The following is a 12,190-nucleotide window of genomic DNA, read 5'->3' as shown; positions in this document are numbered from 1 at the left end:
CGGTTGATCCTTCCTATAACGCCAATCGCGGGCGGTTGTATACCCGTCGAAACGGCGCGCTGGCTTCTGGACAGGCCTGTCCGATCTGCTAAAAACATGCTGCTGATGGGACACGCCCGTGACGGGCGGACAAGAGATCGGGATTCCATGCGCGACGACGACAACGACGTATCGGCAACACCCGAGGGGTTGCCCCGGGCCGTGAGCGCTCAGGCGCTCAGACGCGCGCCGTTCGCCATCGTCATCACCAATCCCACGCTCGACGACAACCCCATCGTCTACGTGAACCGCGCCTTCGAGGAAATGACGGGCTACAGCAGCCAGGGCGTCATCGGCCGAAATTGCCGCTTCCTGCAACGCGACGACCGCGACCAGAAAGCTCTCGACCGGCTGCGCGACGCGATCGCCGAGAAGAAGGAAGCCACCGTCACCCTGCGCAACTACCGCGCCGATGGCACGCCGTTCCTCAATCGCCTGATGGTCGCCCCGCTGCGCACCGAACCGGGCGAGACGCCCTTCTTCCTGGGCGTCCAGACCGTCGTCAAGGACAGCGAACGCGGCGAATTGCTAGAGATGCTCGAAGAGATCCAGCACCGGGTCAAGAATCACCTCTCGATGATCGTGGGGATGATACGAATGCAGGCGCGCGGCGCCGAGGACGGCGCCGGTCACGACTTCTCCACGCTCGCCCGCCGGGTCAAGACGCTGCAACTGCTCTACGAGGAACTGAACGCAAGCTCTTCGAACGCCAGCGACGACTCCCAGCCGGTCGCGCTCGGCGCCTATCTCACGCGGGTGGCCAACGCCATCGCGCATATCGACGGCCGCTCCGGCGTGCGGGTCAATCTCGATGCCGACGCGCTCACCGTGCCCATGCAGGCCGCGACGCAGCTGGGCCTCATCCTGTCCGAGGTGATGACCAACGCCATGCAGCACGCGTTCGACGACCGCGACTCCGGTCTCGTCGATGTGCGCATCAAGGAGTTGAGCAAGGGCGTCCTGCGCCTCCAGGTCGCCGATGACGGCACCGGCATGCCCGAAGATGTGGAATGGCCCGGCGACGGCAATCTCGGCGGGCGCATCGTGACACAGCTCGTCACCGGCCTCGACGCCCAGCTCTCGGTCGAGCGTCAGATCACCGGCACGACGGTCACGATCGACATCCCCTCGTCAAGCCTTCGCTGACGACCCCCCGCCTCGGCGGTTCAGCCATGCACCTTCGTATAGGTGCCGCGCCCGGCCAGGATTCCCTTGAACCCGCCCGGCTCGTCTAGCGAAAAGACGATGATCGGCAGGTTGTTGTCCCGCGCCAGCGCGATGGCACTCGCATCCATCACGCCCAGGTGCTTGGCCAACACCTCGTCATAGCTCACCTCGTCGAACCGCTTGGCATCGGGGTTGGTCACCGGGTCCTTGTCATAGACCCCGTCCACCTTGGTGCCCTTGAAGATCGCCTCGCAGGCCATCTCGTTGGCGCGCAGCGTGGCGGCGGTGTCGGTGGTGAAATAGGGGTTGCCCGTCCCGGCGGCGAAGATGCACACGCGCTTCTTCTCGAGGTGGCGCACCGCGCGGCGCCGGATATAGGGCTCGGCCACCTCGTCCATGCGGATCGCGGAAATGACCCGGCAGAACACGCCCAGCTTCTCCAGCGCCGACTGCATGGCAAGCGCGTTCATCACCGTGGCCAGCATGCCCATGTAATCGGCCGTGGTGCGCTCCATCCCCTGCGCGCTTCCCTGGAGCCCGCGAAAGATGTTGCCCCCGCCGATCACCATGCAGATCTCGACCCCGAGGTCATGCACCGATTTCACCTCGCGGGCGATGCGCTCGACAGTGGGCGGGTTGAGCCCGTAGGCCGCGTCCCCCATCAGCGCCTCGCCGGAAATCTTGAGCATCACGCGGCGAAAGGTCGTCTCCGGGGTGTCGCTGGCGGGCATGGGCGCGGTCCTTTTCGTTGCCGGGATATGCTGGCGCGGAAAATGTCGCAAAGCGGGGACAAGTTCAATCGCCTTGTGCGGCGGGCGGATCGAAAGCGCCTCGCGTGCCGCGCCGATCTGTCCTATGTCACCGCCCATGACCCCGCCCTTCGAGATCGACCCCGCGCGCCCCGTGCTGATCGCCGGCCCCACGGCCAGCGGCAAGTCGGCGCTCGCGCTCGAAATCGCGGAGCAGTCGGGCGGCGTCATCGTCAACGCCGACAGCATGCAGGTCTATGACAACTGGCGCATCCTCTCGGCCCGCCCCTCGCCCCAGGACGAGGCCCGCGCACCGCATCTCCTTTACGGTCACGTTCCGCGCTTCGCCGACTATTCCGCCGGCCACTGGCTGCGCGAGGTGGCCAAAATTCTCGAGGGCGGGACGCGACCCATCATCGTCGGCGGCACCGGCCTCTATTTCCGCGCCCTCACCGAGGGCCTGGCCGAGATCCCGCCCACGGATCCCGCGATCCGCGCCCGTGCCGATGCCATCCTGGTCGAGCATGGGCTCGACGCGCTCCTGCGTGACCTCGACGCCGAAACGCGCGGGCGGATCGACACCGCCAACCCCATGCGGGTGCAGCGCGCTTGGGAAGTGCTCACCGCCACAGGCCGCGGCCTCGCGGCGTGGCAGGCCGCCACGAAGCCCCCGCTCCTGCCGGCGGGCCGCGCCCACGCCATCGTGCTCGACGCGCCGAAGGACTGGCTGACGCCCCGGATCGAGACGCGGTTCGACGCCATGCTCGCCGCCGGCGCCCTTGAGGAGGCGCGCGCCAATCTCGATGGCTGGGATCCCGCGCATCCCTCCGCGCGCGCCCATGGCGGCCCCGAACTGGTGGCCCATCTGCGCGGCGAGATGACGCTCGAGGACGCCCGCGACCGCGCCACGATCATCACCCGCCAATATGCCAAGCGTCAGCGCACATGGTTCCGCAAGCACATGCGCGACTGGACCTGGATCAGGCCGCCCTCCGCCTGAATTTACAATCCGCGACCTTTCCGCGTGACAACGGCACGCTCCCGTGCCTACGCTTTATCATATGCCACATGAAGGCAGTGATCTCCGCATGGCTCAACCCGTTTCGATCCGCACGCTCGCGCAATGGTCCAGGGGCGCCGACTGGCGCCTTGCCCTGCCCCATGCCGAGGCCGAGCACGCGCTCGTCTGGATCACCAGGGGGCAGGCCCGCATCCTTCTCGACGGGGTGCAGCGAGGGCTCGGCGTGCACAACGCCGTGGCGATCCCGGCGGGCAGCGTCTTCGGCCTCACACCGGGGCCGCATTGTTTCGGATGGGTCGCGACGATCGCGCCGCGCGGGCCGATCATGATGCCCGACACTGCCCAGGTGCTGCGCATCCTCGAAGCCCACAACCAGGCCGAACTGACCGGCCTTCTCGAGGCCATGCAGCGCGAGACGAACCGCGGTCTGCCCTTCGCCGACGAGGCATTGGCGGCCCATGCCGCGCTCGTGACGGTCTGGCTCCGGCGCATGATGATCGACCATCCGATGCCCACGCGCCCCTCGGCGGCGGCCCGGCTGGTGGCGGCCTACTCTGCCCTTGTCGAACGCGATTTCCGCCTGCCCAGGGTGATGGCCGACTATGCGGCCGAGCTCGGCGTCACCCCCACCCATCTCACCCGGGCCTGCCGGCAATCGGCCGGGCTCACCGCCGGTGAGCTCTTGGTGCGCCGCACGCTTCACGCGGCGCGGCTCGCGCTCGAAGATGGCGAGATGCCCGTCGCCCATGTCGCGGCATCGCTGGGATTCGGAAGCGCGGCCTATTTCTCACGCTTCATTCAGCACCACACCGGCAAGACCCCGACTGCGCTGCGCAAGGCCGCCCGCGCGCCACGGATCGGCCTCTGAAACCGCCGTCAGCTGCCCCAGATCACCCGGACATAGTTCTGCGTCTCCTGGTAGGGCGGCACGCCGCCATACTTGATCACGGCGCCCGGCCCCGCGTTATAGGCCGCAAGCGCAAGCCGCCAGGACCCGAAAGCGCGGTATTGCTGCGCGAGATATCGCGCGCCGCCGTCGAGATTCTGCGCCGGATCATGCGGATCGACCCTGAGCTTCGCCGCCGTGCCGGGCATCAGCTGTGCCAGCCCGATCGCCCCCTTGTGCGACAGGGCCGTCGGCCGCCATCCCGATTCCTGCTGGACGAGCCGCAGGAAGAGGTGTTCCGGCACACCGTGCCGGGCCGCCGCGGACTTCGCCATGCTCAGGTATTGCCCCTTGTAGGCGCCGGAATAGACCCCCGAGAAGGCCTTGCCGGTGCCCCACTTGGTCGGCGTCTGCACCCGGTCGGGCTTGAGCCGCACCGACGCCTTGTATTGCGATGCCGCGCGCGTATCGAGAACACGCGTCTGCGTGCTGAAGATTTTCTTGCGCGACTTCGTCGAGAGAATTTCCGCAGGCGCCTGCGTCGTGAACAAAAGGCTTCCCGCCATCGCGAGCGTCAAAATCCTGAGCATTGATCGAAAACCGTCCCATTCCCCAGTATGGCGGCAGCATACGGTTTTCGGCCCACGATTTCCAGCCCCTCGCGCCGCATCGCCGCCGCCCATCGCGCGGTTGCCAAAATTCGTCCCGCATTTTAGGCTTTCCTTCACGTTTTCGCGGTGATGTAACCTGCGCGAGGATTGAACCAACGGATTCGAAAGGGACGCGGGACATGGCCGGCTCGGTGAACAAGGTGATACTAATCGGCAATCTCGGGCGCGACCCCGAGGTGCGGACATTCCAGAACGGCGGAAAGGTGTGCAACCTGCGCATCGCCACGTCCGAGACGTGGAAGGACCGCAACACCGGCGAACGCAAGGAACGCACCGAATGGCACTCGGTCGCGATCTTCTCCGAACCGCTGGCCAACGTCGCTGAGCGATACCTGAAGAAAGGCTCCAAGGTCTATATCGAGGGGCAGCTCGAAACCCGCAAATGGCAGGACCAGTCGGGCCAGGACCGCTATTCGACCGAGGTCGTTCTGCGTCCCTACCGCAGCGAACTCACGATGCTCGACGGTCGTGGCGAAGGCGGCGGCGGTGGCGGCGGCTATGGTGACGCCGGTGGCGGCTATGGCAGCGGCGGCGGTGGCTATGGCGGCGATTACGGCGGCGGCGGCTCGCAGGGCGGCGGCTCTTCCGGCGGCGGTGGATCGCGCGGCCCTTCCGACATGGACGACGAAATTCCGTTCTGATCCCGTCCGGCGTTAACGCGTCCTTCATCCCGTCGGGGCTCAATGGGGCATGCTTGATGCCTGCCCCTCCCGCCCTGAATGGCCCGTCCCGCTACAACAGCATGACAGCTTCGCGCGCACCCTCGCCGCGATGGGTATCGACAGCGCCCGACATGACCTCACCGATCCCTTCCGCGCACCCGTCGGCACCGCACTCGTGGTCCTGCGGCGCTTGGGCCCGATACGCATCGCCTGGCTTCCGCGCGGGCCGGTCTGGACGCCCGGCATCTGCCCCGGCACCCGGCGCGACGCGCTGATCCGCCTGCGCCGCACCGTGGCCCGGCCGCTCCTCGCCACCTTTGAGGATGGAAACGACGCGCGCGGCCTCCGTCTCGCCGCCCCGCGCGAGATGGCACGGATCGACCTGCGGTCCGATCCCGCCGCGCTCCGCGCCGCCCTCCACGGCAAATGGCGCAACCGGCTCCGCCGCGCCGAACGGGCGGACTGCGCCGTGACGCACCGGCCCCTCGACCCGCTCCGCGACGCCCCCCTCATCGACCGCGAGGCGGCGCAGCGCCGCGTGCGCGGCTACCGCGCGCTGCCTTCGTCCTTCACCCTTGCCTGGGCCCGCGCCAATCCACACGGCACCTGCCTTTTTCTCGCGCAGAACCGGGGCGAGATCACCGCCTTCATGCTCTTTCTCCTCCACGGCACCGCCGCCACCTATCACGCCGGCTGGAGCGGCGCCGAGGGCCGCGCCGCCTCGGCCCACGCGCTCATCCTGTGGCGCGCGATGCTCTGGCTTCGGGCGCAGGGGTTCACCCGGCTCGACCTCGGTCATCACGATGCCGCGCGCGCCCCCGGCCTCGCGCGGTTCAAGCGCGGCGCGGGCGCCCGGCTCCATCGCACCGGCCCCACCTGCCTTCTGCCCTGACCTCGGCCTTTTGCCTCTGGTGTTTCGCTGCAACCCCGTATAGGGCGCAGCCTACCCTGGAATAGAGAGGCCCCTCCGCATGGATCTGCGCAACATCGCGATCATCGCCCATGTCGATCATGGCAAGACCACCCTCGTCGACGAACTCCTCAAGCAATCCGGCGCCTTCCGCGCCAATGAGGCCGTGGACGAACGCGCCATGGACAGCAACGATATCGAGCGCGAGCGCGGCATCACCATCTTCGCCAAGCCAACCTCGGTCGTCTGGAAAGGCACGCGGATCAACATCGTCGACACCCCCGGCCACGCCGATTTCGGCGGTGAGGTCGAGCGCATCCTGTCGATGGTCGACGGCGTCGTGCTGCTGGTCGATGCCGCCGAAGGCCCGATGCCGCAGACCAAGTTCGTCACGTCCAAGGCGCTCGCGCTCGGCCTGCGCCCCATCGTGGTGCTCAACAAGGTCGACAAGCCCGATGCCGAGCCCGACCGCGCGCTCGATGAATGCTTCGACCTCTTCGCCAATCTCGGCGCCGACGACGATCAGCTCGATTTCCCGCATATGTATGCCAGCGGCCGTTCGGGCTGGGCGGATCATGATCTCGACGGGCCGCGCCGTGACCTTTCGGCGCTCTTCGACCTCATCGTCAACCACGTTCCCGCGCCGACCCAGATCAAGCGCCAGGGCGAGGATTTCCGCATGCTCGCCACCACGCTCGGCGCCGACCCCTTCGTCGGCCGCCAGCTCACCGGCCGCGTCGAAAGCGGCAAGCTCAAGGTCGGCGCGACGGTGCAGGCGCTCTCCCGCGTGGGTCAGAAGATCGAACAGTTCCGCGTCACCCGCATCCAGGCCTTCCGCGGACTTCAGACGCAGGATATCGAGGAAGCGCAGGCAGGCGATATCGTGACCCTCGCCGGCATGTCCAAGGCCACCGTGGCCGACACGATCTGCGCGCTCGCGGTGGACGAACCGCTCGCCGCGCAGCCCATCGACCCGCCCACCATCACCGTCACCTTCGGCATCAACGACAGCCCCCTCGCGGGCCGCGACGGCAAGAAGGTGCAATCCCGCGTCATCCGCGAGCGCCTCATGAAAGAGGCCGAATCGAACGTCGCCATCCGCATCAAGGACACGCCGGGCGGCGAGGCCTTCGAGGTCTCCGGTCGGGGCGAATTGCAGATGGGCGTGCTCATCGAGAACATGCGCCGCGAGGGTTTCGAGCTTTCGATCTCGCGCCCGCAGGTCATCATGCGCGAGGGCGAGAACGGCGAGATGCTCGAACCCATCGAGGAAGTGACGATCGACGTGGACGACGAACATTCCGGCGCCGTCATCGAGAAGCTGACCGGTGCGCGCCGCGGCGAGATGACCGAGATGAAACCCGCCGGCGCCGGCAAGACGCGCATCATCGCACTGGTCCCCTCGCGCGGCCTCATCGGCTATCACGGCGAATTTCTCACCGACACGCGCGGCACCGGCGTGCTCAACCGCGTCTTTCACGGCTGGGCACCGCACAAGGGCACGATCCCCGGCCGCCGCGCGGGCGTCCTCATCTCGATGGAGAACGGCGAGGCGGTGGCCTATGCGCTGTGGAACCTCGAGGAGCGCGGGCGCATGTTCGTGGGTCCGCAGGAGAAGGTCTATACCGGCATGATCATCGGCGAGCACAGCCGCGACAATGATCTCGAGGTCAATCCGCTCAAGGGGAAGAAGCTCACCAACGTGCGCGCATCCGGCACCGACGAGGCCGTGCGCCTCACGCCCCATATCCAGTTCTCGCTCGAGGAGGCCATCGCCTATATCGACGACGACGAACTGGTCGAGGTCACGCCCAACGCGCTCCGCCTGCGCAAGCGCCATCTCGATCCGCACGAGCGCAAGAGGGCGGCGAAATCGGCCTGACGGCCTCTGGAATCTTGCACGATCCCAGGCCGCAAGCCTGCAATCTTCCGCGTCCCTCTCAGGGAGCGATCAGGATCGTGCCCAGAACCGTCAGGGCGCGCCCGTCGCGGCGCACCACGACGATCTCGCCCGAGCGTGCGAACCGCCCCGTCAGGGCACTGACATTCACCTGGTGTGTCACCAGAAGCGGCCGCGCCCCGTCGGGGAGCGCCGCCAGCGCGCCGATCACCGCCTCCGCTTGGGCGACCGCATCGCCGCGCCCCGCGAAATGGGAATCGAGCGCGGGAAGGTGCGTCACCTCGCCCAGGCCCAGCAACCGCGCGGTCTCGCGGCAGCGGCACCACCCGCTTGACCATATCACGTCGACGGTGATCCCGGCGTCGCGCATCGCGGTGCCGATCCGTCGCGCCTGCGCCCGACCCGCCGCATCGAGATTGCGTTGCGTGGCGCAATCCTCCCGCCGGAACCCCGCCGGGTCGCCCGTGCCGGGTGCAAGCGCATGCCGCATGAGCGCAATCGCGCCCGGCCGTTCGAGCAGCGACCAATCCTGTGCGGACGCAAGCGCGGGCAGAACCAGGACGAGGCAGAGAAGGACAAGGCGCATGGCGCAGATCTAGCGCGCGTCACGCCCGAGGCGAGGGCCCCTCGCGGTGATCCGGCGTGACCGCGTCGCCCACCGTCACGGCGCCCGGCTCCATCACCTCGGCGCACCAGCCGCCATGCCCGCGCATCGCGTTGTAACCTCCCGGCCCCAGGGCACGCTCCATCCGCGAACAGGGCGCGCACGGCTTGCCGATCCGCACCACCGCCGCGCCGATCCGAAGCGTCACGTGGCGCAGCGCGACGAGGTTGATCCCCGAGATCACGATGTTGCGCCGCAGCAGCTCCGGCGTCACCTCGGCCCCGCCGGACAATGCCGCGATCACCGGCAGGTGCTCGGCCTGGATCAGCGTCACGGCCCGCGGCCCCGGCCGCGCATGATCACCCTCGAGCCCCGCCGCGCCCAGCAACGCGTGCTCGACCTCGCGCATCGGCGCGAGCCGCTCGGGCCGGACACCGACCCACTCGACCCGGCCGGCGCTCGCGTGGCGGCGCAGAAGCGCCTGCATCTCGCTCATGGCCGAAGCGCGCGCCGTTCTACTCGTCCGTCTCGACGATCAGCAATTCGCGCTCGGAGGCGTCCCGCGCGTGGCTCAGCGCCTCCTGGTATTCAGGCGAGTGGTAGCAGGTTTCGGCGGCCTCGACCGACGGAAACTTCGCCACCACGTTGCGCGGCCGCTCGCGACCCTCGAGCTGCACGAACCGCCCGCCCCGCGCGATGAACCGGCCGCCGTGCTTGGCGATGGCCGGGCCCGCAAGCTCGGCGTATTTGCCGTAGGCATCGGCGTCTGTCACGGTCACATGGGCAATCCACAAGGCTGGCATCTCAGGCTCCTTCGATCAGTTTCTCGACATTCGCGATGGCCTCATCGGCCCCCGCCGCATCCGCGCCGCCGCCCTGCGCCATGTCGGGCCGTCCGCCGCCGCCCTTGCCGCCAAGCGCCGGCACCGCCGCGCGCACCATGTCGACGGCCGAAACGCGCTCCACCAGGTCGCCGGTCACGCCCGCGGCCACGGCGGCCTTGCCGCCCGTATCCGCGATCAGAAGCACCGCGCCCGAGCCCAGCCGCGATTTCATCTCGTCGATGAGCGACGGCAGGTCCCGCCCCGAGACACCCGAAAGCACCTGCGCGAGGAACGGCACGCCGCCCACGTCGCGCGGCTCGGCACTCCGGCCGTCGCTCGCGCCACCCGCCATCGCGAGGTCGCGGCGCAATTGTGCCACCTCGTTCTCGAGCCGCCTGCGTTCGGAAAGAAGCTGCGACACGCGGGCGCCGACATCGTCGCCCTGCGCCTTCAACTCGCCCTCGACCGCCGCCAGCGCCGCATCCCGCGACCGCAGGAGGTCGAGCGCCGCCTCCCCGGTCAGCGCCTCGATGCGCCGCACCCCCGCGGACGAGGCCGTCTCGGAGGTGATCGCGAAAAGACCGATATCGCCCGTGCGCCGCACATGCGTCCCGCCGCAAAGCTCGATCGAGTAGGTCCGCCCATCCGTCCCCTTGCCCGACCCGTCGAGCGTGCCCATCGACACGACGCGCACCTCGTCGCCGTATTTCTCGCCGAAAAGCGCCTGCGCGCCCAGTTCGCGCGCATCGTCGGGCGGCATGATCCTCGTCGTCACCGGCTCGTTGCGGCGGATATAGGCGTTCACCTCGCGCTCCACCCGGGTCAGTTCGTCGCGGCCAAGTGCCTTCTGGTGGCTGAAGTCGAACCGCAGCCGATCCGGCGCGTTGAGCGAGCCGCGTTGCGCCACGTGGTCGCCAAGCGCCCGCCTCAATGCCTCGTGAAGCAGATGCGTGGCCGAGTGGTTCGCGCGGATGGCCGTGCGCCGCGCGTGATCCACCTCGAGCTGCGCGGCCTCGCCCGGCACGAGCCGCCCCTCGGTGACCTCTGCGAAATGGATGAAGACGCCGGCCACCTTGCGGCAGTCGGTGATCCGCGCGGCCCCCTCGGCCGTGCGCAGCGTGCCGGCATCGCCCACCTGCCCCCCGGCCTCCGCGTAGAAAGGCGTCTGGTTCACCACGACCTGCACCGTCTCCCCGGCCTTCGCCGCGTCCACCGTCTTGCCATCGCGGACAAGCGCGGCGATCTGTCCCTCGGCCGTCTCGGTATCGTAGCCCAGGAAATCCGTCGCCCCCTCGGCCTCGGCGATGTCGAACCAGACCCCGGCATCCGCCGCCTCGCCCGACCCGGCCCAGGCCGCGCGCGCCTTGGCCTTCTGCGCGTCCATCGCGGCGTTGAAGCCCGGCAGGTCCACCTGCCGTCCGCGTTCGCGCAGCGCGTCCTGTGTGAGGTCGAGCGGGAAGCCGAACGTATCGTAGAGCTTGAATGCCGCCTCGCCGGGAAGCGGCTTGCCCTCGGGCAGCTTCTCGAGTTCCTCGTCGAGCAGCCGCAGGCCCCGCTCGAGCGTCTGCTTGAACCGCGTCTCCTCGAGGTTCAGGGTCTCCTCGATCATGCCCTGCGCGCGGCCAAGCTCGGGAAAGGCCTGTCCCATCTGCGCGACGAGCGCGGGCACGAGCCGGTACATCACCGGATCGTTCGCGCCCAGCAGATGCGCATGCCGCATCGCGCGCCGCATGATCCGCCGCAGCACGTAGCCCCGCCCCTCGTTCGACGGCATCACGCCGTCCGCGATCAGGAACGAGGTCGAGCGCAGGTGATCCGCGATCACCCGGTGATGCACGTTGCCCGGCCCGTCCGGCGCGCCATCGGTGACATTCGCGCTGGCCTCGATGAGGCTCCGCATGAGGTCGGTGTCGTAATTGTCGTGATTGCCCTGCAGGAGCGCGCCGATCCGCTCGAGGCCCATGCCCGTGTCGATCGACTGCATGTCGAGATCGCGCTGCGTGCCGTCCTCGAACCGTTCGTTCTGCATGAAGACGAGGTTCCAGATCTCGATGAACCGGTCGCCATCCTCCTCGGCGCTCCCCGGCGGGCCGCCCCAGATCTCCGGCCCGTGATCGTAGAAGATTTCCGAGCAAGGTCCGCACGGCCCGGTGGGTCCCATCGACCAGAAATTGTCGTCCGAGGCGATGCGGATGATCCTGTCGTCGCTCAGCCCGGCGTATTTCTTCCAGATCTCCGCGGCCTCGTCATCCGTGTGATAGACCGTGACCAGGAGCTTCGACTTGTCGAGCCCGAAATCCTTGGTCAGAAGATCCCAGGCATAGGGGATCGCCTGCTCCTTGAAGTAATCGCCGAAGCTGAAATTCCCCAGCATTTCAAAGAAGGTATGATGCCGCGCGGTATAACCGACATTGTCGAGGTCATTGTGCTTGCCGCCCGCGCGGACGCATTTCTGGCTCGTGGTGGCGCGGCTGTAGGGACGTTGCTCGACCCCGGTGAAGACGTTCTTGAACTGCACCATGCCCGAGTTGGTGAACATCAGCGTCGGATCGTTGCGCGGCACCAGCGGCGAGCTTTCGACGACCGCGTGATCGTTGCGCTCGAAGAAGCCAAGGAAGGTGGAGCGGATTTCGTTCAGCGTGGGCATGGGGGGTCACTCGGGCGTCTTGCGTGGGATCGGCGTGGCGCATGGTGTAGCCGCCCCTTTCCGCACTGTCCACCGCAAGAAAAAGCCCGACTGCCCCTCGGGGCGCCGGG

General features: G+C 68.1%; 12 protein-coding genes. 6 read left to right on the top strand and 6 right to left on the bottom strand.

What is annotated here, in order from left to right; all coding sequences use genetic code 11:
• Nucleotides 1-147: 147 nt before the first annotated feature.
• Nucleotides 148-1,185: a sensor histidine kinase gene (locus K1T73_RS08620; protein WP_220603504.1), complete on the top strand. Its 1,038-nt coding sequence runs from the start codon at nucleotides 148-150 to the stop codon at nucleotides 1,183-1,185.
• 20 nt (nucleotides 1,186-1,205) lie between these two features.
• On the opposite strand, the gene pyrH is transcribed toward K1T73_RS08620, so the two are convergent.
• Nucleotides 1,206-1,937, bottom strand: a complete 732-nt coding sequence (pyrH, locus tag K1T73_RS08615; protein WP_220603503.1) for a UMP kinase — start codon at nucleotides 1,935-1,937, stop codon at nucleotides 1,206-1,208.
• A gap of 136 nt (nucleotides 1,938-2,073) precedes the next feature.
• Here pyrH and miaA point away from each other — a divergent pair, with 136 nt between their 5' ends.
• Nucleotides 2,074-2,955: a tRNA (adenosine(37)-N6)-dimethylallyltransferase MiaA gene (miaA, locus tag K1T73_RS08610; RefSeq protein WP_220603502.1), complete on the top strand. Its 882-nt coding sequence runs from the start codon at nucleotides 2,074-2,076 to the stop codon at nucleotides 2,953-2,955.
• 88 nt (nucleotides 2,956-3,043) lie between these two features.
• Complete coding sequence (locus K1T73_RS08605) at nucleotides 3,044-3,844, top strand: AraC family transcriptional regulator (protein ID WP_259400505.1); 801 nt, start codon at nucleotides 3,044-3,046, stop codon at nucleotides 3,842-3,844.
• An 8-nt stretch (nucleotides 3,845-3,852) separates the two neighbouring features.
• Here K1T73_RS08605 and K1T73_RS08600 read toward each other — a convergent pair whose 3' ends face one another.
• Complete coding sequence (locus K1T73_RS08600) at nucleotides 3,853-4,452, bottom strand: lytic transglycosylase domain-containing protein (RefSeq protein WP_220603501.1); 600 nt, start codon at nucleotides 4,450-4,452, stop codon at nucleotides 3,853-3,855.
• A gap of 200 nt (nucleotides 4,453-4,652) precedes the next feature.
• Between K1T73_RS08600 and ssb the strand changes: the two genes are divergently transcribed.
• From ssb to typA, 3 genes are all read left to right on the top strand, one after another.
• Entirely contained in the window at nucleotides 4,653-5,174 is a 522-nt protein-coding gene (ssb, locus tag K1T73_RS08595; protein ID WP_220603500.1) for a single-stranded DNA-binding protein, read from the top strand.
• A gap of 49 nt (nucleotides 5,175-5,223) precedes the next feature.
• A complete protein-coding gene (locus tag K1T73_RS08590; protein ID WP_220603499.1) occupies nucleotides 5,224-6,087 on the top strand; it encodes a GNAT family N-acetyltransferase in 864 nt (287 codons plus the stop codon).
• Nucleotides 6,088-6,166: 79 nt separating this feature from the next.
• Complete coding sequence (gene typA / locus K1T73_RS08585) at nucleotides 6,167-7,987, top strand: translational GTPase TypA (protein ID WP_220603498.1); 1,821 nt, start codon at nucleotides 6,167-6,169, stop codon at nucleotides 7,985-7,987.
• Nucleotides 7,988-8,045: 58 nt separating this feature from the next.
• Here the strand turns inward: typA and K1T73_RS08580 are convergent, their stop codons facing one another.
• Genes K1T73_RS08580 through alaS form a run of 4 tightly spaced genes read right to left on the bottom strand, consistent with a single transcriptional unit; the run spans nucleotide 8,046 to nucleotide 12,080 of the window.
• Nucleotides 8,046-8,591 carry a histidine phosphatase family protein gene (locus tag K1T73_RS08580; protein WP_220603497.1) on the bottom strand — a complete coding sequence of 182 codons (546 nt, stop codon included), beginning with the start codon at nucleotides 8,589-8,591 and terminating at the stop codon, nucleotides 8,046-8,048.
• Between the two features lie 19 nt (nucleotides 8,592-8,610).
• Complete coding sequence (locus tag K1T73_RS08575) at nucleotides 8,611-9,105, bottom strand: MOSC domain-containing protein (RefSeq protein WP_220603496.1); 495 nt, start codon at nucleotides 9,103-9,105, stop codon at nucleotides 8,611-8,613.
• Between the two features lie 19 nt (nucleotides 9,106-9,124).
• Nucleotides 9,125-9,412, bottom strand: a complete 288-nt coding sequence (locus K1T73_RS08570) for a DUF1330 domain-containing protein (RefSeq protein ID WP_220603495.1) — start codon at nucleotides 9,410-9,412, stop codon at nucleotides 9,125-9,127.
• 1 nt (nucleotide 9,413) lies between these two features.
• On the bottom strand, nucleotides 9,414-12,080 hold the full coding sequence (gene alaS / locus K1T73_RS08565; RefSeq protein WP_220603494.1) for an alanine--tRNA ligase: 2,667 nt from the start codon (nucleotides 12,078-12,080) through the stop codon (nucleotides 9,414-9,416).
• Between the last annotated feature and the right edge of the window lie 110 nt (nucleotides 12,081-12,190).

Source organism: Roseovarius sp. SCSIO 43702, assembly GCF_019599045.1.
GTDB lineage: Bacteria > Pseudomonadota > Alphaproteobacteria > Rhodobacterales > Rhodobacteraceae > Roseovarius.
The sequence above is the reverse complement of the archived record's forward strand: the minus strand, read 5'-3'. Positions and strand labels throughout refer to the sequence as shown.